The organism is Sphingobacterium athyrii (assembly GCF_003071065.1).
Classification (GTDB): domain Bacteria; phylum Bacteroidota; class Bacteroidia; order Sphingobacteriales; family Sphingobacteriaceae; genus Sphingobacterium; species Sphingobacterium athyrii.
The window spans coordinates 220,606-241,292 of the sequence record NZ_QCXX01000010.1 but is presented as its reverse complement, the minus strand read 5'-3'; the positions used below and the strand labels follow the sequence as shown (position 1 = coordinate 241,292).

Below are 20,687 nucleotides of genomic sequence, written 5' to 3'. Positions count from 1 at the left end.
TGTTTATGTCAAAGCAATTCTTCAGCTGCCTATGCCTTTACGAAGCAGGGATCAGACTTTGAGAATCTACAGCTCAAAAAAATAGGGATATCCTCGGATACCCCTATTACAACATTATATGAGATTGGTTGATTAGTTACACGGCTTCGACTTTGGATTTCTCATAACTTTCCTGATGTACGGAGGCTACAGCCCTACCCGATGGATCGTTCAGGTTCTGGAATGAAGCATCCCATGCCAGTGCCTCTGGCGTGCTACAGGCGACAGACTTCACTGACGGAACGGTCTGCGCAGCTGCAGTAGACGGAAAATGCGATTCAAAGATTGTACGGTACAAAAACTCCTCCTTATTTTTTGGCGTGTTGATCGGAAAACGTTCTGCAGCGGCAGCAAATTCCTGATCTGAAACCTTGCTTTCAGCCTGTTCCTTTAAGGTATCAATCCAGCTATATCCGACCCCATCTGAAAACTGTTCCTTTTGGCGCCAAGCAATGCTTTCCGGAAGATAATCTTCAAAAGCCTTACGTACGACCCATTTCTCCATTCGGCCATCACGGATCATCTTATCCGATGGATTGATACGCATGGCAATATCCATAAATTCCTTATCAAGAAAAGGAACACGCCCTTCAACACCCCAGGCTGCCAGTGATTTATTGGCACGTAGACAGTCGTAGAGATACAGTTTTTTTAGCTTACGGACAGTTTCTTCGTGAAACTCCTGTGCATTTGGCGCCTTATGGAAGTACAGATAGCCCCCAAAAAGCTCATCAGAACCTTCACCGGATAGCACCATTTTAATGCCCATTGATTTAATCACACGCGCCAAAAGGTACATTGGTGTTGAAGCACGCACGGTCGTGACATCATAGGTCTCCAAGTGATAGATCACGTCACGGATAGCATCCAGGCCTTCCTGAATGGTAAAGTTGATTTCATGATGGATTGTTCCGATATGATCTGCTGCTTTTTTTGCAGCGATTAAATCCGGAGCCCCTTTCAGCCCCACGGCAAAAGAATGCAATTGTGGATACCAGGCCTCTTCTTTATCGTCCGTTTCAATACGCTTGGACGCAAACTTTTTGGTCACGGCAGCAATCACCGAGGAATCAAGTCCCCCCGACAGCAATACACCATAAGGTACATCCGACATCAGCTGACGATGTACTGCATCTTCGAGGGCTTTACGCAAAACAGCAATATCCGTCTCGTTGTCTTTTACCGTATCATAAGTTTCCCAATCCCGTTGGTACCAGCGTTGTGGGGCCATACCTTCTTTGCTATATACATAATGTCCCGGAGGAAATTGTTCAATCGTTTCACAGAACCCCTCCAGTGATTTTAATTCAGAGGCCACGAACAGTTGTCCCTGTGCATCCTTTCCATAATACAACGGGATAATTCCCATGTGGTCACGGGCTACAAAAAATGAATCATCACGTGAATCATATAGGGCAAAACCAAAGATACCATTCAGCTCATCGACAAACGATGGCCCCTTGGCCAGATAAAGCGCCAATATCACCTCGGAATCACTCTGTGTTGCAAATTCATAATCCGGAAGACTATTTCTTAATTCATGGTGGTTATAGATTTCGCCATTCACAGCCAGTACTACTTTGCCATCCGGACTGTACAAAGGTTGACTACCCGATTTCGGATCAACGATAGCTAATCGCTCATGCGCCAATAAAGCCTTCTCGCCAGTGAATATACCAGACCAATCTGGACCACGGTGACGAATACGTTTCGACATTTCCAATACTTGGGATCTCAATGAGTCTGCGGGTTGCTTCAATTCAAAAGCGCCAATAATTCCACACATATTATGAAAATTTTAAATATTTCGTTTTTACATTATGTTATTGATACAAAGTAAAACAATTAAAAACTAAATTCATAATAATTTTTAAATTTTATTATATTTTTATCAACAAACATTATTCAAACAAATCAAATTAGCAACAAAACAGCTTTTTGTTTACAATAATCACACATCAAATTAACAAAGCATTTCAAGATTTATCTTTAAATTCACTACGTAATCAAATAAACCAAGGACAATGGATCTAATAGGAACTTTTTACAGTGGCCTCGCTATCACGACGGACGAACTGAATTCCATAAAAGAGAAACACCAGGCCATTACAATAAAAAAAGGCGATTTTATCTTAAGCAAAGGGCAGGTTTCCAATGCCTATTATTTAATAGAACATGGACTTACACGGTCTTTTTTACACGACTACGAAGGCAACGAAGTCACCATCGGTTTTTGTAGTGATAATGACGTAGTGATCGAGGTCGCATCTTTTTTCCAGCGCACCCCAACCGTGGAAAATATACAGGCGCTTACGGACACAAAACTTTGGAAAATACGATTTGAAGATCATCAGGAATTATTTCATCGCATCCCCGAATTTAGGGAATGGGGGCGTTCATGGATGGCACAGGAACTGGTTCACAGCAAAAATAGAGCTATCGCAATGATTACCGAGCCAGCGACTAGCCGCTATCTGCACCTGATAAAAGAAAAACCCATCCTGATTCAGCAGGCCCCGCTGAAACATATTGCTTCTTACCTGGGCATCACAGATACTTCGTTGAGCCGAATCCGCAAAGAAATTGTTCACGGCAATTAATGCTCTTCCCATCGACAAAAGTCTATTTTCAAATCTTGCCTTAGGGCAAGATTTTTATCGAAAGTTCCGCTTAATTTTATCTTCACTTCCGAAGATAGCCCTCCTGGTTGCTATACTATAGGAAAGAAAAATTTGAGAAAATCAATATATCCAAAAATTAGAAATCATGGCAAAATTACACGCTTATTTAAATTTCAACGGTAACTGTGAAGAAGCTTTCACATTTTACGAAAAAGTCTTTAAAACAAAAAATCCGGGGTACATGCGATATGGTGATATTCCTGCAGATCCGCAAATGCCCCCAGTTCCGGATGAAGCCAAAAACAAGATCTGTCATACCGCCATTTCAATCAATGGCGAGAGCATGCTTATGGGAGCAGACGTTATTCCTGCTTTCGGCCAGCAATATGTACAGGGCAACAATACCTATGTCATGTTGATGTGTGACAATGCTGATGAAGCCAAAACACTCCATGAAGCCCTCAGCGTCAACGCAAAAGTAGTGGAAATGCCTTTGGGTGAAACATTTTTCGCGGAGCTATACAGCTCATTCCAAGATCAGTTTGGCATCTGCTGGATGGTCTATTTCGGTGGCAGCAAAGATGAAGATTGTGAAAGCAAAGACTAAAAAAATTGTGATGCGATAGATCAGCATATAGAAAAGGGGCTTCCAATTGAAGCCCCTTTCTATTTTATGGTAACAACACCATTCTGTGCGACATTGGTTTGCATTCGACTAAACGGCAAAGCTACCTACCTGATTTTACTTAGCGCTTAGGACCTCGGCATCAAAAACAACACCGTTCCAGCCATTCGCCATAAACTGTCGGATATTTTGATGCCCTTCGCCTGTTGGGTTATCCAACACATTTTGATAATGCTCGGCAAACAAAAACAAGGTGTCTGCTGCCGAAAGATCGTGGCGTTTGGCAAAATACAATACTTTTGCACTTCCCTGATTTTCCGTTGCCATATTTTTCAGGCTTCCATTTTGAAATGCCGCTGGACTATAATGATAGTTTTCTGCAATATGATCCAGAACCTCCTGAAACTGCAGCTGATTCTCTTTTGATCTGGCTAATAATTCTTCTGTTTTCATCAGATTAAATTGTCTATACTTATTTTGTTTAGTTGTCCTTAAATAATTCCGTGCAGCGAGCCCCCTTTAGCTCCCAATTCGTCAACTCGCTTCTCAACGGCCGCATCCTTGATCAGTGCCGGGGCATGATGTGGTTTGCTACGTGCATCAATAATAATTGGCCCTTCACAGCCCCAATGTTTGAATGCAGTAAAACTCTTAATGCCATGAATATCAAATGCGGGGTTACTGCGTGTAAAGGTTGTCCAGACAAAATTATTGACTGTCTCAGCGGTAAAACCAGCATCATCGCACAATACCAACAGCGGAAAGCCTTCCCAAGCCAGCCCTTCGGCGGCACGGCACCATTCCCTGATCAGCGTAGCTTCATCCGCATAGTTCGTAAAGGCCGCACCTTCAACCGCCAATACACCCGGAATAACAAACTTCGCCCGGTTGAAAGGTCTTGGCAGATCAAAATTTGCCGGCAGTTCACGCGCAAGCACTCTTTTCTTGGTCCCTGCAGCGGCAAACACCACCTTTGACCCCGCGTTTAATCCATCACCTGAATAATCCAAGGTATCTATCGTCGTATTGGTCTGAAAATGGAGATCTCTAGTCGGATCAATGCGCTCCAGGATATGACCGAAGAATCCCGGAATATCGTGGATATCCAATTTGGGATTATCCTCATGCGCCGAGATAAAAAGATATTTGGCTAAACTCAGCTGATTTTTTCCGAGAATCTGATTGGCAATGGTTAAAATTTCCTGCGGACGGTCCACGGTCTGATAAGGTGTATAGCGCTCCGATCCGATCGCAAACAACAAGGGATGCACACCTGCCGCATCTACTGCGTTGACAGCATGCAGTCCGGAGATCTCCTGTGGAATCGCAGCCCCTGTGATTTCATGAATAAGTGCCCCGAAGCTTGTATCCTCCTGTGGCGGGCGTCCTACCACGGTAAAGGACCAGATCGGATCCTTCTTATGGTACACATTATGTACTTTCATCAGGGGAAAAGGATGGGTAAGACTGTAGTAGCCAATATGATCGCCAAAAGGCCCCTCCGGTTTGTTCTCATTGGGGTATACTGTACCTGTAATAACAAAATCTGCATCTGCCGAAACGCAAAAACCTTCATTATCGTAAAAATAGCGAAACCTTCTATTCCCCAATGCGCCGGCAAAGATCATTTCAGAAAGTCCTTCGGGTAGCGGCATGACCGCAGACAAAGGATGCGCCGGCGGACCGCCCACAAAGATACTGACCTTAAGTGGTATACCGAGCTCATTGGCTTTCGTTTGATGAATACCTATTCCGCGGTGCAACTGATAATGCAGTCCAATTTCCCGATCCGGAATGTAATTGTTGCCTGAAAGCTGAATCCTGTACATGCCCAGGTTGGCATGCATGATTCCCGGCTTAGTTACATCTTCGGTATACACCTGTGGCATGGTAACAAAGGCCCCACCATCCATTGGCCAATTGACAATTTGAGGAAGTTTACCAATGCTTGTTTTACCATGTAGGATCGGAGCCCCTGATTTCTTCTTCCAGGGCAAGGCGCCCAGGGCGGTCATGGATGAACCGATATATTGGAATGGCTTTTTTAAAACAGCCCCCGGGTTCATTTTGACATCTACCAATTTTTTTAGATGGTCCAATGAATCACGGAACATAAACTTAGAACGGTCCAACGTTCCAAATAGATTTGATACGGCAGGGAATTCCGACCCTTTGATATTTTCAAAATACAGTGCCGGTCCGGCCACATCAAACACCCGCATATGAATTGCAGCCATTTCAAGGTAAGGGTCGACCTCCTCTTTAATCCGGATTAAATGACCATGTTTCTCAAGATCCGCAACACATGCTGCGAGACTATTGTATCCCATATATTAAATCTGTATCAACGCGTTAATCCACAAATTTAACAGAATAAATCAGAAGTAAATAATTATTCACACCAGAAAAAACCAACTCGTGCACAATGCATCAAAGACCGTAAAATCAAAGGAAGGGATTACACCTGACTGGCACTGGATAAACAGGTATTAGACAATCAGGTATCCATACTGACATAGGCTTTCAAAGGGGTGAATTCAAAGGTCTGGACTTTCTGCCAAGTCGAGTTGTCTACATTTTTTTCGTAATAAAGCACCCGTCTAAATTCATCAATATCTTCTTTATTGATATCGTTAAACCGGCTCAAGAGTAATTTCGCAAAGAATTTATTCACTCCGATCTCGCGTTTTTGTGAACTGGAAGTGGAGCTAAGAAATTGATAAAATAAGCTTCTAAATGTCACCTCTTCATGTCCGCCGAGGTAAATCACCTCAGAAATAAAATTGTTTTCCCAGGGCATTTCCCGAAGCCAGCGATAAACATCCAGCAAAGGTAAAGGATGAAATTTCAGGGAGGCCACCCAGTTCCAATAGAATATAGTCTGCTTTTTGGCCAGTTTGCCAAAGATTCGATTTAAGACACTTTCCTTTCCGATAACGCTGCTTTTGACTACAATGGTATACTGTACGCGCAAAGCCTCCAGGAGGTTGCGAACAGGATCCAAAAAATGTTCATCCATTAATCGAGCCACATAAATCACGCGATCATTGCCCGACCGCTTACAGATTTCAACAAAATTACGGAGCCCCAGCAGTTCCAGTTGAAGCTGAATATCATTATCGAGCGAAGGAACCTGTGTAAAATAAATACCGAAATTCAAGTCACTGATCTGAAAATTATCATACGCAGGTCCCTTTCGTAAAAGATCCAGCTCAAAAAGTTTTGCCGTCACCTTCTCTTTCACAATTTTATTAAAAATAGATAGGTTTCGCACCAAACCCGTAACATGAAAATCTTTCGTTTGTAAATAGCATGACGCCCGCCGTCCTAAATAGGTATTTAGCCCACTGATTAAAACCTTTTTCATCCTTATAATTATTTCTGAGCACTCGCTTTCAATGGCATAAATGAGTTGATTTTATCGGTCTATCCCATTCGAGCTGTCCAATAAATTGTGTAAGCTCCAGATGGTTTTGTTTTCCAAAATGCTGACTAACTAATATCATAATTCCCTGATTTTAGAACAGAGAAACATCAAATAAGTTTAACACTATTTTTATTTTTCTACTCGGAGACCTTGTTTTTCCTACCAAAGGGATGATCATCGGTCAGTTAAGCCATTTTCTATCACTGAATTAAAAACCGGCAAAGACACTGTTCGGTATTTATTCCCCGCCGCAATTTTGTCCCAAACCTCTTCTTTGTCCTTTTTATGTCAATTCATGCCCAAATATTTTCATAAACACAATATCCTTATATATTTGTAAATCTTCTGAAAATAGGCTGCACTAAAAAGTATTTATCTTCACCTCTATGGACAAAAGGGCTACAATGATCTGGTTTAGAAATGATTTAAGACTTCATGACAATGAAGTATTTTATCAAGCCTCTGAGAAGAGTTCTTTCATCATTCCGGTCTATTGTTTTGATCCCCGTTATTTTGAGCGCAATCGATTTGGTACGCTAAATACAGGTGTGCTGCGTGCAGCTTTCGTGATCGAAGCGGTCACGGCCCTAAAAGAGAAATTAAAAAGCCATGGTAGTGACCTGCTGACTTATATTGGCAAGCCGGAAGATATTATCCCGCGAATTGCTCAAAAATACCAGGTCAACGAAGTCTACCACCACCGGGAAGTTGCCCTTCGCGAGACTTCTATTTCCGAGAAAGTAGAAAGTGAATTATGGAGCAGCAAAATCAATCTCCGTCATTTTATAGGCCATACACTTTACCACAAAGAAGATCTCCCTTTTCCAATTAAGGATATTCCTAATGGATTTTCCATTTTTAAGAAAAAAGTAGAACGTGAAAGTTCGGTGCGCCAACCGATTCCTTTCCCGTCAAATTTCTTGACGCCACCACATCTGGAAGACACCAAGATTCCAACGCTAAAGGACCTAGGCTATTCGGACCAGCAGATTAAGTCTGTTGATGACATCTATATATTGGGCGGCGAAGACACGGCATTGAGTATTATGCATTCGGTTTTGTCCACTTATCCGGAAACAGAGCAGGATCCGGTCATATTGGGTCCCTTTATCGCTGCCGGAGCCTTATCGCCAATTCTTCTTTACAACAACATTAAGAAATTAGGAGAAGGAAAAAAAGATAAACGATTTGAGAAAATAATAGACATTTTACTTTGGCGGGACTATTTCCGTTTTATGCTCAAAAAATATCCCAATATATTTTTCAAGCCTTTGGGCACGAAAAATAGCAATGCAGTCGATATTCCATCATTAACGGTAAACGAGGATCTATTTGAGAAGTGGAAATCCGGACAGACGGATCATGACTTTATCAATAGCACCATGATACAACTCAAAAAAACAGGTTACATCCCCTACCAGGCCGGATTAATTGCAGCAAGTTACCTTGTGCATGAATATCATGTGAATTGGTTAAAGGGCGCTTCCTGGTTTGAAGAACAGTTATTGGATTATTCTCCGGCTACGTTATATGGCCAATGGTCACATGTCGCCGGTGTCGGGACGAGTGACAAGGACAATAAGGCCTTGGACTGGCAAAAACTTATCAAAACAAATTTCCCAAATGGACTTCCAAAATTGGATGAAATATTGGCTAAATAAATCTTCGGCAGAAATAAATAATTTCAAAACAAAAGAAATTTGTAAGGCACTGTAAGCCCTTTTTAAATCATGCTAAAAATGTTAAGAATTGGATAGATTTATTGATTAAATTATTCAATTTCAGTATTAGAAACTCTTTTTTTATTCATAACTTTGACAAATTTCATAGTTTTAATTGTAAATGGACAATCTGACATATTTGAGTAATGCTGATTCGGCTTATGTCGATGGCTTATATCAATCGTACAAGCAAGATCCCCAATCGGTAGATTTCGGATGGCAAAAATTCTTTGAAGGTTTTGATTTCGGTCAAAATGCTGGTGGAACGACAAGTTCAGTAGGCGAAGCTACTCCTGAGCACGTATTGAAAGAAATCAATGTGCTGAACATGATCAACGGTTACCGTGACCGCGGCCACCTCTTCACACACACCAACCCTGTTCGCGAAAGACGTAAGTACTACCCTGGGAAGGAATTGGAAACCTTTGGTCTTGCTGAAGCAGACATGAATACGGTTTTCAATGCAGGTGTCGAAGTGGGCTTAGGTCCAGCAACATTAAAAGACATCCGTCAACTGGTTGAAGACACTTATTGCCGTTCTATTGGTGCAGAATTCAAATATATCCGTAATCCAGAAAAGATAAAATGGTTGCAAGACCGCATGGAAGCGGATCGTAATATGCCAAAATTTTCTTTGGATACCAAAAAGAGAATCTTAAACAAACTTAACGATGCTGTTGCTTTTGAGAACTTTTTGGGAACCAAATTTTTGGGTCAAAAACGTTTTTCATTAGAAGGTGCGGAAAGTTTAATCCCTGCATTGGACTCTGTCATCGAGAAAGGTGCTGACATCGGTATCCAAGAGTTTGTGATCGGTATGGCGCACCGTGGTCGTTTGAATGTTTTGACCAACATTATGGGTAAATCCTACAAATCCGTATTCTCTGAATTTGAAGGCAAAACCTATGCGGATGATCCTGAAGTCAACTTCGGTGGTGACGTAAAATACCATTTGGGTTTCTCCTCAGAAGTAAAAACCAACGACGGCAAATCTGTGCATCTTAGTCTGGCACCAAACCCTTCCCATCTGGAGACAGTAGATCCAATTGTCGAAGGTATGGTACGTTCTAAAATCGACTTCAAATACGATGGCGATTCATCGAAAATTGCACCTATCATTATCCATGGTGACGCTGCAATCGCCGGTCAGGGCGTTGTCTATGAGGTCACTCAAATGTCCAAACTAGATGGTTACAAAACAGGAGGTACCGTCCATATCGTTATTAACAACCAGATTGGCTTTACAACAAACTATAAAGACGCACGTTCTGGCACCTATTGTACAGATGTAGCAAAAATTACGTCTTCGCCCGTATTCCATGTCAATGGAGATGATGCTGAGGCTGTCGTTTACGCGATCAACTTAGCTGTTGAATACCGTCAAAAATACAAAACAGACGTATTTATTGATTTGTTATGTTACAGAAGATTTGGTCACAACGAGGCGGATGAGCCTAAGTTTACACAACCTTTGTTGTACAAAATCATTGAAAAACATCCAAATCCGAAAGAAGTATACGCAAAAAAATTAATTGCTGAAGGAAGCGTTGATGAAGCGTATTCGAAAAATATAGAGAAAGAATTTAAAGCGGAATTGCAGACTAAATTTGAGGAAGCAAAAACAGTTGAAGTATTGACTGAAGAAATTCCGATGTTTAAAGGTGCATGGGAAGGATTACGTCCAGCGAAAAAAGGAGAAGTATTAACAACAACCGATAAAACACAAGTTGCGAAAGATACGTTCCTGAAATTAGCGAAAGAGATTACCACATTACCTGCGGACAAAAAATTCTTCCGTAAGATCACCCGTTTATTTGAAGACCGTGCCAAAATGATTAGCAATGATGCATACGATTGGGCAATGGGTGAATTAATGGCCTATGCGACCTTATTGGATCAGGGCAATCGTGTTCGTATCTCCGGTCAGGATGTACAACGGGGCACCTTCTCACACCGCCATGCGGTATTGACGCTAGAAGATTCCGAAGAGAAATATGTTCCATTGGCAAATATCAAAGGTGGTGACAAGTTCTCGATCTACAACTCTTTACTTTCAGAATATGCTGTTTTGGGTTTTGAATATGGTTATGCATCTTCTAATCCAAATTCATTGACAATCTGGGAAGCACAGTTCGGTGATTTCTACAATGGAGCTCAAATTATCGTAGATCAATATCTGTCAAGTGCGGAAACAAAATGGAAACGTTCAAACGGTTTGGTCATGATGCTTCCACATGGTATGGAAGGACAGGGGCCTGAACACTCTTCGGCACGTATCGAGAGATTCCTGGAATTATGTGCGGATGAGAATATGATCATGGCAAACTGTACATCACCGGCAAACTACTTCCATTTGTTGCGCCGTCAACTGGTACGCGAATTCCGTAAGCCATTGGTGGTCTTTACGCCAAAATCCTTGTTGCGTCACCCGAAAGTGGTTTCTCCATTGAAAGACTTCACGGAAGGCGTATTCCAGGAAGTGATTGACGATGCAAATGTTGCTGCAAAAGATGTAAAACGTGTATTGTTCTGTTCTGGTAAAGTTTACTATGATTTATTGGAAAAACAAGAAGCTGACAAACGTAAAGATATTGCAATTGTTCGCATCGAGCAGTTATTCCCAATTCCGGCTGAGCAGTTGAAAGCGATCCGTAAAAAATACAACAAGGCTAAAGAGTTTGTATGGGTGCAAGAGGAAAATGAGAACATGGGCGCATGGTCTTACTACTGCCGCAAACTGATGGGTACCGACATTGCGTTTACAGGTTTCGTAGCACGTAAAGAAAGCGGAAGTACAGCGACAGGTTATATGAAACAACACGTTGCCCAACAAGCAGCAATCTTAAATAAATCATTCGAATAAAAACAATTTAAAATCAATTGCGTCTTATCTACAGGACGCAATTGTCAATAAAGAACATTATATATGAGCTTAGAAATTAAAGTACCAACCGTAGGTGAATCTATCACGGAGGTAACCTTATCACAATGGTTGAAACAAGATGGCGATTATGTGGAGATGGATGAAAACATCGCCGAACTGGAGTCAGACAAAGCAACGTTTGAATTACCAGCTGAAAAAGCAGGTATCTTAAGAATCATTGCACAAGAAGGTGATACTTTAGAAATCGGTGCTGTCGTTTGTACAATTGAAGAAGGTGAAGCTCCTGCTGGCGGTTCAGCTCCGGCTGCTGCACCTGCTGCTGAGGCATCATCAACTGCAGCTCCAGCTGCTGCTGCAAAAGACGAAGATCCAGATAGCTACGCTGCTGGTACGGCTTCTCCTGCTGCCGCAAAAATTTTGAGAGAAAAAGGAATTGATCCTTCAACAATAAAAGGAACAGGTAAAGATGGCCGCATCACGAAAGAAGATGCTGAAAAAGCACAACCTGTTGCTAAAACTGCTGCTCCAGCGGCAAAACCTGCGGCTCCGGCTGCTACTCCTGCAGCGGCTCCAGTTGCTGGTTCAAGAAATGAACGTCGTGAGAAGTTATCGTCTTTACGTAAAACAATCGCAAAACGTTTGGTAGCTGTTAAAAACGAAACGGCCATGTTGACAACATTCAATGAAGTCAATATGCAGCCAATCATGGATCTTCGCGCCAAATATAAAGATACGTTCAAAGAGAAATTTGGTATCGGTCTTGGTTTCATGTCTTTCTTTACTAAAGCAGTAACAACAGCATTGGCAGAATGGCCAGCAGTAAATGCTCGTATCGAAGAAAATGAAATCGTATACTCGGACTTCGCTGACGTTTCTATTGCAGTTTCTGCACCTAAAGGTCTGGTTGTACCTGTTATCCGTAATGCGGAATCTATGTCTTTGGAGCAAATCGAAAAAGCGATTGCTACATTGGCAGGTAAAGCACGTGACAACAAATTAACGATCGACGAGATGACTGGTGGTACATTTACAATCACTAATGGTGGTGTATTTGGATCCATGATGTCAACGCCTATCATCAACGCACCACAATCAGCAATCTTGGGTATGCACAACATTATTCAACGCCCGATCGCTGAGAACGGTCAGGTTGTGATCCGTCCAATGATGTATATCGCGCTTTCTTACGATCACCGTATTATTGACGGTCGTGAGTCAGTAAGCTTCTTGGTTCGTGTAAAACAATTATTGGAAGATCCAGCTCGTTTATTGTTGGGTGTATAATTGTTGCCAAAATATGATAACAAAAAGACCTATACGATTGTCGTATAGGTCTTTTCTTTTTGCGGATATTAATCATTGCTCCCTATCCCGCACCACATTAGACCGTCCAACGTACCTTTTGCCGAACTTGCCGCTGCGAATCTATATCAAGGTTTTCATTTCTTCTTTTTAATTTATACTTTCACCTGTAGATATTTGTTTGCTAAGAAGCAATCAGCGAATTAAATAAGCCTACGAGGTTCATTTATAGCCAGCGGAATGGAAGATGCATTAAATAAACAATTATGAACAGTAAGATAATAGGTCTAACGATTATTCTTTTGCTTTCGGTGTTGGCACTCTCAGCCAACATGGCCAATCCATTTGGTCCCCATAGCATTACGGCCCAATTGGTTCCTGCGGGTAAAGCAAAAGTACTTCGCGAACGAATTGATATACACCTTGTGCGCGACACGGTAGATTATGATTATCAGAGCCTATTCAATATCGAGTATATCATCCATGCAGAGGAAAACATGGACTTTCCCTTGGTGTTTCTTGCGCTCAATTTAGATGGATTAGAAAACGTGACTGTTAACCAAAAAGAGATTAAATCTATTCCATTAGATCAAAAAAATCCTAAATTACCGTTTTTACGGTTCAAAGATGGCTACTATGAGATCAGCTATGGAAATGCGGAATGGGAGCAAATTAACCTAAATGACGCCTTTTATTTTACAGCCAAACTTCATAAGGGTGAAAACAGTATTAAAATTCAGTACCGTGCTTTGATGGGTTATGACCGTCGGGATATCCTCACAAAATATGAAATTGAATACCTCCTATTTCCTTCGAAGTACTGGTCTTCCTTTGGACCAATTGATCTGTACCTGCATACGGGAAATAAGATGAAGGCTTATGCGCAGAATTTGGGCGCTCCTAAACAGCAAACAGACACGCTCGTTCACTGGATCATTGAATCCCCCGGAAAACAAAGCAGTTTTAAAATCGAGGTAGGTGAAAAAATAGCGTTCCCCGCAAAGGCACTCCTTTGGATCCATCCCGAAGTCCTTGCCCTGATCGGATCCATTCTCCTGCTTTATTTACACATCAGGTATATCTACAAAAAATACAAAACCGGTGCTTATCGCTATGCGCTACTGCTGGGAAATCTTATTGTACCGGCATCATTTTACGGCTTTTGCTGGTTTTGGACCAGTCTGGCAAATTACTTGGTCAATGGCATTTTTGCGCATAACGCCCGGGGTTATATCCTCCTGGTTCTATTTACGCTACCTCTGATTTATATTATCTATGGCCTCGCCTTATTTGTTGTTGACAGGAGTATCAGGGCTAAATTTCAGCAAAGACAACCGGAGTAAGCCGGCCTATTTTTTATAGGTCAGCTTATTTTCAATCATTCGATTGTTATATTGCTGAATAAAAGCTTTCATCTTGGTTTCCATTGTATCTAGGATCGCAGGATGCTGTTTGAGTAAATCTTGCTTCATCAAACGATCTTGCTTCATATTATAAAGAGATACCGGTTTAAGACCATCATAAGACATCATGTAATCTTTATAATAAAAATTATAGCTTCCTGCATTATTGTTCAGCACAAAATTATCCCGCCCCGGCTTAAATGCATCAGCGCCAAATGCAAAATAAGGTTCGTCATAATGGAGGTAATTTAAGACTGTCGGCATAATATCAATTTGTTGGACCAATTTATCCGCTTTGCCGACCAATCCATCTCCGGGGGCATAAAATATGATCGGAATTTGAAAACCACCCGCTGTGGTCTGATACTCCGGCAGGTAACTTACGGTGGCATGATCGGCACAGATTACAAATAAGGTATTGTTGAACCAGGGCATTTTAGAGGCCGTCGCAAAAAATTCACGCAGGGCATTGTCGGTATAGCCGATCGGCTCCTGTACCGGCAGTGGTCCTTTGGGAAATTTCCCCTGATACTTTTCAGGCACCTTAAAAGGATGGTGTGATGACAGCGAAAAGAAACTTGCAAAAAATGGCTGTTTTAACGTATTGATCTTATTGGCGGTGAATTGTAAAAAGGGTTCATCCCAGATTCCCCAGATACCGTCAAAATCCTGATCGTTATTGTATTCGGTTTTGCCAAAATAGTGTTGGATTCCCGCTAGTTTCATATAGGCCGAGAAGCCCATACTTCCGTTTGGAGCACCATGAAAAAATGCAGTCTCATAGCCCTTTTTCCCCAGGAGTTTAGCTAGACTGGTCGTCTCATTACCAGAATACACCGAGAGTACAAAGGGCTCACCGATGGAAGGGATACCCGTAATGACCGAAGGCAATGCATCAATGGATTTACGACCATTGGCATAAGTATCTGTAAAGGTATAGCCATTGCGAATCAACGAATCTAGAAAAGGTGTATAGCCTTTGTATTGACCACCTTGAATGTCTTTGTTCAATTCACCAAAATGTTCTTTCGCGAAACTCTCCAAAATCAAGACAACGACATTCTTTTTATTGAAGGGCTTGCCCGTTTGCGGCAGATGAATTGGATCATAAAGCTTTACCAGCTCCTGTTCCGGATAATAATTCACTGGCTTAAGGCTCACGGCTTTTAAAGTTTTCAAAATGCTAAATGGCGTATTCAGCACAATATTCATTTCCTCGGGGGTATCTACATAATCACCGGCATTGCTCAAAGTGATCGGACGCGTACTGTGTGCCCATCCGCCACGGACACCACCTATAAAAAGAAAAGCGGTCAGTAGAAAGAAAGGAAGCTGAATCAGGAAAGGCTTCCAGGAATAACGTTTTGGTTGTTCCAGTTGGATCAACCGATACGATTTGGACAGGCCATAAACGAGCAGTGCAAATACCAGCAGGAGATACCAATAATCAAGACAAAAGTCAAATGCCAATTTAAAAAGATTGGATTCATTTGAGAATTGACTTAGCACCGTACCTGTCGTCCGTTTTAGTGTAAAAGGATAATAGGCATAGTCGATTAGATTCAACGCGATCCCCAGTGAATTGACTACGACAAAGATCCATTTGGAAACCCGCTGATAGGTCGGATTATAGATGAATGGTCCGGGTACCGTTTGCATAACGATGTAGAGAATATTCAGATAGAGCAAAGCAACGGTATCAAAACGGATGCCCCCGCCAAACATCACAAAAAGTTTTCCCGTATTTACGTTGGGAAATAAGGAGGAATTCAATAGGTAAAATCCCCATCTCAGCAGGGCATAAATGATTAAAAGAAAAGCAAAACGAATGGCGACTGCAATATAGGGTGCTAGTATTCCTCTTAATTTCATCCGGTTAATATTTTAGAAATTCACGATAGACCTGTTGATAATATGCTTTGGCAATATTTAAAATACTGTCTGTTTTAGCTGCAGGATAATCTTTGTTAGCTCGATAATTGATAATTCGGCCCACATTATCAAAAGATACCGCCTGCTTGGCTGTGATTGCACCAAAGGCGTCTTTGGAGTTATAGAACGCAATTTGCGATGTCGTTGGGTTAAATAAATCACGGCTCCAATGATATCTATTGGTCGGGAGCTTCAGTTGCGTTAATAACGTGGCTGCTAAATCTGTTTGATTTCCGATGCGATCGAAGATTTTGCCCCGATATTCAGGCTTAATTACATCGCCAAAAAAGATCAATGGAATATGAAATCTATTCGGGTGATAAAGCTCCCATTTTTCCGAGGGCAAACGATGTCCATGATCCGCAACAATGACAAAAAGCGTATTTTTATACCATGCTTCCTTTTTGGCTTTGCCAATGAAATCGAAAACAGCCGAATCCGTATAGTTGGCCGTACTTCTAAACTTATCCGCATTATTGGTACTGCCAAATTTATAACCATGCTTTAATTCGAATGGTTCGTGATTGATTAAGGTAAAGATTGTTGAAAAAAACGGCTGTTTTTCTTTGTTAAAATCTTTGATCATCTGATTAAACACGACATGATCGTATACGCCCCAGGAAGCTCTTTCGGCATCCAGTCCAAAACTGCCATTATCAACTACTTTGGAGATACCGTGTGTCAGCATATAGGACTTGAAATTATAAAATTCACTTTGTCCGCCATGATAAAATGAGGTTTCATAGCCCGCGTGATCAAATTCCTGCCCAATGGCAGGCATATTTTCATGCTTGTCGATGTATTTAATGATACTTTCCGGTCCCTGGGCCGGAAAGCCGCTTAAAATAGCAACCATCCCCTTATCCGAACGGTCAGCCGCCGAGTAGATATGATCAAATAAAATCCCGCCTTTGATCAGTTCTTCCATATGCGGTGCAATTCCCTTCTCACCGCCCAAAGATTGAACAAGATCACCGACAAAACTTTCCAGCATGATGATCACAACATTCGGACGTGTGGTGGTTAATACCTCAACTGCAGAATCGGGCTGGCTCTGAAAAACTGGCTTTAGCAGTTCCTGAATAGCCCTATCGTCCGATCCATAGAAATCATATGGACTTTTTAACTTGGTGCTTTTCGTAAAAAAGTCACGCAAAAGCGACCACTGTGTATTCACCGCCGCATGATTATAAAAGGTCACTTCGGAATAATAAGCTTTACTGGGGTTTAGTGTCGCGCGGCCATAGCCCCCGCGGATAAAGGTAAAAAGAACAAAGGCGCCTACCACCAATTTGAAAAAATTGCCAATCGGTGATTTAACATTATAAAAATGTACCTTTTTAAACATCCAGCGATAGAGAAAATAGCCACAGAATATGCCCGCTAACATACCCAATATCGGAAGAAAAACCGGTGTAGATTCCGCTGAAGCTACAGCTCCGGAAGGCGAAGCCAAGAAAGCATCTATCGCACGTTTTGATATTTTGTCGCCCCATTCGCGATAGATATTGACATTGATAAAGCTTGTTACGAAAAATAAAACGAGTACAATAACGGTATAAATATCAAGGATGGTACGCTTTGGTTGAACCTTTGGAAAGAATCCCAGAATACAATAAATAAGAAATGGAAGGGCGCAAATATAGGATACTGCTGAAAAATCAAGGCTTAATCCATGAAAATAAATTCTAAAAATTTCGGTGAAATGCCCTGCTCCGATCTTCTCAAAAAAAGCAAAAATAAAAATAAATCTATCTAGAAAACAGATAATTAGCCAAAACAAGAAATATTGTGTTAACGCTCTAAGTTCGTTCGCAAATCGTTGCATCCCTTCGTGTAAAAATAAAACAGGCAAATTTACATTAATTTACATTAAAACTAGGCTAATTGACTAGTAATATGAAGAAAAGATTAAAAAAGTATTAAGGTTTGAGTATTGCGCCCCTATCCTTGGTCTTTGATCTACAATCAACAACAAGATCAATGATAACAAGGAAAATAACATAGAATTCCTTACTTTTGTATTCCTTAAAAATTTGAATATAAAATTTAAAATGAGCATAGCGAAAACTTACAATCCAAAAGAAGCTGAAGAAAAATGGTACAGCTATTGGAAAGCGAACGGATTTTTCCGGTCCACTCCTGACGAACGTGAACCTTATACGATTGTAATGCCGCCACCGAATGTCACTGGCGTATTGCACATGGGTCATATGCTGAACAATACCATTCAAGACGTTTTGATTCGCCGCGCACGTATGCAGGGTAAAAACGCTTGTTGGGTACCGGGGACTGATCACGCCTCCATTGCCACTGAAGCTAAGGTCGTCGCTATGTTAAAGGAGCAAGGCATTGATAAAAAATCCCTATCGCGTGAGGATTTTTTAAAGCATGCTTGGGAATGGAAAGAAAAGTACGGTGGCATTATCTTAAAGCAACTGGAAAAACTAGGCGCTTCCTGTGACTGGGACCGTACCCGTTTTACCATGGATCCTGAATTGTATCAATCGGTGATCCGTGTATTTGTTGACCTTTACAATAAAGGATTAATCTATCGTGGTTACCGCATGGTTAACTGGGATCCAGAAGCAAAAACCAATATTTCCGACGAAGAAGTTATTTACAAGGAAAAGAACGGTAAATTATACCACCTAAAATATCAGGTTGAAGGAACGGACAAATATATTGTCGTTGCCACGACCCGTCCAGAAACAATCTTTGGTGACACAGCCGTATGTATCAATCCAAATGACGAACGCTACACTTGGTTAAAAGGAAAACAGGTAATCGTACCGATTGTAGGCCGTAAAGTGAATATCATCGAAGATGAATATGTGGATCTTGAATTTGGTACGGGTTGCCTTAAAGTAACTCCGGCGCACGATGTCAATGACTACGAACTCGGCAAAAAGCATGATCTGGAATTTGTGGATATCTTTACAGACGAAGCAAAGTTAAATGACAACGGCTTACATTATGCCGGTATGGATCGTTTCAAAGTCCGTAAAGAGATTGAAAAGGAACTTGAAGAAAAGGGATTGCTGGAAAAAGTAGAAAACTATACCAATAATGTCGGCACATCGGAAAGAACCGGTGCGGTTATTGAGCCAAAAATCTCCAACCAATGGTTCCTGAAAATGGAAGACCTGGCAAAACCTGCCCTGGATAATGTCATGGACGATACCATTAAATTCCATCCAACGAAATTCAAAAATAGCTACCGCAACTGGATGGAAAATGTAACAGATTGGAACATTTCAAGACAATTGTGGTGGGGACATCAAATACCTGCTTATTTCTATGGTGATGGTAACGATGATTTTGTTGTTGCACAGACCGCCGAAGAAGCGCTTTCACTGGCACAGCAAAAATCGGGCAATGCGGGTCTAACACTTGCAGATCTACGTCAGGACGAAGATGTGCTTGACACCTGGTTTTCAGCTTGGTTATGGCCAATTTCGGTATTCAATGGTATTAATGAACCTGAAAATGAAGAGATCAACTATTACTACCCAACGCAAGATCTAGTCACTGCACCGGATATTATTTTCTTCTGGGTAGCACGTATGATCGTATCGGGTTACGAATTCCGAGGACAATTGCCTTTTGAAAATGTTTATTTCACTGGTATTGTCCGCGACAAGCTAGGCCGCAAGATGTCAAAATCTTTAGGTAATTCACCTGATCCGATTGATCTAATGAATGAATATGGTGCCGATGCAACACGGATGGGCATGTTATTGACAGCTCCTGCAGGGAATGACCTGCCTTTTGATGTTGAGCTTTGTGTCCAAGGCCGTAACTTCGCCAATAAGATCTGGAATGCTTTCCGTCTGGTAAAAGGCTGGGAGATTACCGATGCTCCGGCTTCGGAATCCGATAAAATTTCCGCGTCATGGTTTGAGGCAAGATTCAACCAGGCATTGGCAGAAATTGAAGAAAACTTCAAACACTATCGTTTATCAGATGCCCTGATGACAACCTATAAATTGGTCTGGGACGATTTCTGTGCCTGGTATCTTGAATTGGTCAAACCGGCTTATGGTTCACCTATCGCTTCGGAAACCCTAGACACAGTAACATCTTTCTTTCAACGTGTGTTGAAGTTGGTACATCCGTTTATGCCTTTCTTAACGGAGGAACTGTGGCATGATGAACTGTTCGGTGCAAAAGAAGAGAAAGATTGTATCATTGTTGCTGAATTCCCAAAAGTCAAGGCTTTTGAGGAGCAGGTTATCAAAGATTTTGCGGTAGCGCAACAAATCATTTCCGAAGTGCGTAATATTCGCAACTCAAAAGGCATTTCTCCAAAAGTAGCATTACCGCTAGCGATTAATCAACAATCTGATATTGATCTTGGGCAATATATTGCCATCATCACAAAAATTGCCAACTTGGAGTCGGTCACTTTTGTGACTGAAAAAGTAGCCGGCGCAACAAGCTTCCTGGCAGGAAAAGATGAATGCTATGTGTTATTGGAAAATAATGTCGACGTCGATGCTGAGCGTGAGCGTATCGAAAAAGAGCTGGATTACCTGAAAGGATTCCTGGTGTCTGTAGACAAAAAGCTCTCAAACGAGCGCTTTGTACAAAATGCAAAACCTGAAATCGTTGAAAACGAAAAAAGCAAGAAGGCAGACGCGGAAACTAAAATTAAGATACTTCAAGAAAGCTTAACAGCTTTAGGTTAAAACCTATAATATCCTGATTTTTTAAAGTCCCGCGAAGCACGC

At 41.5% G+C, this 20,687-nt stretch carries 13 protein-coding genes; 7 read left to right on the top strand and 6 right to left on the bottom strand.

Translation table 11 applies throughout. The annotated features are described in order from the left end of the window. Positions 1–136 precede the first annotated feature (136 nt). Positions 137–1,825, bottom strand: coding sequence for an asparagine synthase B (gene asnB, locus DCO56_RS27230; protein ID WP_108636831.1), 1,689 nt, complete (start codon positions 1,823–1,825; stop codon positions 137–139). A gap of 238 nt (positions 1,826–2,063) precedes the next feature. On the opposite strand from asnB, the gene DCO56_RS27225 reads away from it, so the two are divergent. Both DCO56_RS27225 and DCO56_RS27220 read left to right on the top strand, forming a co-directional pair. Further along, positions 2,064–2,639, top strand: a complete 576-nt coding sequence (locus DCO56_RS27225) for a Crp/Fnr family transcriptional regulator (protein ID WP_108636830.1) — start codon at positions 2,064–2,066, stop codon at positions 2,637–2,639. 166 nt (positions 2,640–2,805) lie between these two features. Then, positions 2,806–3,267, top strand: a complete 462-nt coding sequence (locus DCO56_RS27220) for a VOC family protein (protein ID WP_108636829.1) — start codon at positions 2,806–2,808, stop codon at positions 3,265–3,267. A gap of 135 nt (positions 3,268–3,402) precedes the next feature. Here the strand turns inward: DCO56_RS27220 and DCO56_RS27215 are convergent, their stop codons facing one another. The 3 genes from DCO56_RS27215 to DCO56_RS27205 form a co-directional block, all read right to left on the bottom strand. Beyond that, complete coding sequence (locus DCO56_RS27215; protein ID WP_108636828.1) at positions 3,403–3,738, bottom strand: HopJ type III effector protein; 336 nt, start codon at positions 3,736–3,738, stop codon at positions 3,403–3,405. A gap of 38 nt (positions 3,739–3,776) precedes the next feature. After that, complete coding sequence (locus tag DCO56_RS27210) at positions 3,777–5,615, bottom strand: UbiD family decarboxylase (protein WP_108636827.1); 1,839 nt, start codon at positions 5,613–5,615, stop codon at positions 3,777–3,779. Between the two features lie 167 nt (positions 5,616–5,782). After that, positions 5,783–6,652, bottom strand: a complete 870-nt coding sequence (locus DCO56_RS27205; protein WP_108636826.1) for an NAD(P)-dependent oxidoreductase — start codon at positions 6,650–6,652, stop codon at positions 5,783–5,785. A 464-nt stretch (positions 6,653–7,116) separates the two neighbouring features. On the opposite strand from DCO56_RS27205, the gene DCO56_RS27200 reads away from it, so the two are divergent. The 4 genes from DCO56_RS27200 to DCO56_RS27185 all read left to right on the top strand — a co-directional run bounded on the left by DCO56_RS27200 (position 7,117) and on the right by DCO56_RS27185 (position 13,962). Continuing rightward, positions 7,117–8,373, top strand: coding sequence for a deoxyribodipyrimidine photo-lyase (locus DCO56_RS27200; RefSeq protein ID WP_245935928.1), 1,257 nt, complete (start codon positions 7,117–7,119; stop codon positions 8,371–8,373). Positions 8,374–8,554: 181 nt separating this feature from the next. Further along, a complete protein-coding gene (locus DCO56_RS27195; protein ID WP_108636824.1) occupies positions 8,555–11,296 on the top strand; it encodes a 2-oxoglutarate dehydrogenase E1 component in 2,742 nt (913 codons plus the stop codon). Positions 11,297–11,359: 63 nt separating this feature from the next. Beyond that, a complete protein-coding gene (odhB, locus tag DCO56_RS27190; protein WP_108636823.1) occupies positions 11,360–12,601 on the top strand; it encodes a 2-oxoglutarate dehydrogenase complex dihydrolipoyllysine-residue succinyltransferase in 1,242 nt (413 codons plus the stop codon). A gap of 284 nt (positions 12,602–12,885) precedes the next feature. Further along, positions 12,886–13,962 (top strand): hypothetical protein, encoded by a 1,077-nt coding sequence (locus DCO56_RS27185; RefSeq protein ID WP_146191150.1) that lies wholly within the window; start codon positions 12,886–12,888, stop codon positions 13,960–13,962. Positions 13,963–13,968: 6 nt separating this feature from the next. Here the strand turns inward: DCO56_RS27185 and DCO56_RS27180 are convergent, their stop codons facing one another. Together DCO56_RS27180 and DCO56_RS27175 are read right to left on the bottom strand one after the other, a co-directional pair. After that, the gene (locus DCO56_RS27180; RefSeq protein WP_181390690.1) at positions 13,969–15,894 is read right to left on the bottom strand and encodes an LTA synthase family protein; all 1,926 of its coding nucleotides are present in this window, start codon (positions 15,892–15,894) and stop codon (positions 13,969–13,971) included. A gap of 4 nt (positions 15,895–15,898) precedes the next feature. Then, complete coding sequence (locus tag DCO56_RS27175; RefSeq protein ID WP_108636820.1) at positions 15,899–17,782, bottom strand: LTA synthase family protein; 1,884 nt, start codon at positions 17,780–17,782, stop codon at positions 15,899–15,901. 226 nt (positions 17,783–18,008) lie between these two features. On the opposite strand from DCO56_RS27175, the gene DCO56_RS27170 reads away from it, so the two are divergent. Further along, complete coding sequence (locus DCO56_RS27170) at positions 18,009–20,645, top strand: valine--tRNA ligase (RefSeq protein ID WP_108636819.1); 2,637 nt, start codon at positions 18,009–18,011, stop codon at positions 20,643–20,645. Positions 20,646–20,687 lie beyond the last annotated feature (42 nt).

Excerpts from the sequence above, each read along its gene's own strand:
- DCO56_RS27185 (WP_146191150.1), top strand. The coding sequence starts at position 12,886 with ATGAACAGTAAGATAATAGGTCTAACGATTATTCTTTTGCTTTCGGTG.
- DCO56_RS27220 (WP_108636829.1), top strand. The coding sequence starts at position 2,806 with ATGGCAAAATTACACGCTTATTTAAATTTCAACGGTAACTGTGAAGAA.
- DCO56_RS27195 (WP_108636824.1), top strand. The coding sequence starts at position 8,555 with ATGGACAATCTGACATATTTGAGTAATGCTGATTCGGCTTATGTCGAT.
- DCO56_RS27225 (WP_108636830.1), top strand. The coding sequence starts at position 2,064 with ATGGATCTAATAGGAACTTTTTACAGTGGCCTCGCTATCACGACGGAC.
- odhB (WP_108636823.1), top strand. The coding sequence starts at position 11,360 with ATGAGCTTAGAAATTAAAGTACCAACCGTAGGTGAATCTATCACGGAG.
- DCO56_RS27200 (WP_245935928.1), top strand. The coding sequence starts at position 7,117 with ATGATCTGGTTTAGAAATGATTTAAGACTTCATGACAATGAAGTATTT.
- DCO56_RS27215 (WP_108636828.1), bottom strand. The coding sequence starts at position 3,738 with ATGAAAACAGAAGAATTATTAGCCAGATCAAAAGAGAATCAGCTGCAG.
- DCO56_RS27205 (WP_108636826.1), bottom strand. The coding sequence starts at position 6,652 with ATGAAAAAGGTTTTAATCAGTGGGCTAAATACCTATTTAGGACGGCGG.
- DCO56_RS27175 (WP_108636820.1), bottom strand. The coding sequence starts at position 17,782 with ATGCAACGATTTGCGAACGAACTTAGAGCGTTAACACAATATTTCTTG.
- asnB (WP_108636831.1), bottom strand. The coding sequence starts at position 1,825 with ATGTGTGGAATTATTGGCGCTTTTGAATTGAAGCAACCCGCAGACTCA.
- DCO56_RS27180 (WP_181390690.1), bottom strand. The coding sequence starts at position 15,894 with ATGAAATTAAGAGGAATACTAGCACCCTATATTGCAGTCGCCATTCGT.
- DCO56_RS27170 (WP_108636819.1), top strand. The coding sequence starts at position 18,009 with ATGAGCATAGCGAAAACTTACAATCCAAAAGAAGCTGAAGAAAAATGG.
- DCO56_RS27210 (WP_108636827.1), bottom strand. The coding sequence starts at position 5,615 with ATGGGATACAATAGTCTCGCAGCATGTGTTGCGGATCTTGAGAAACAT.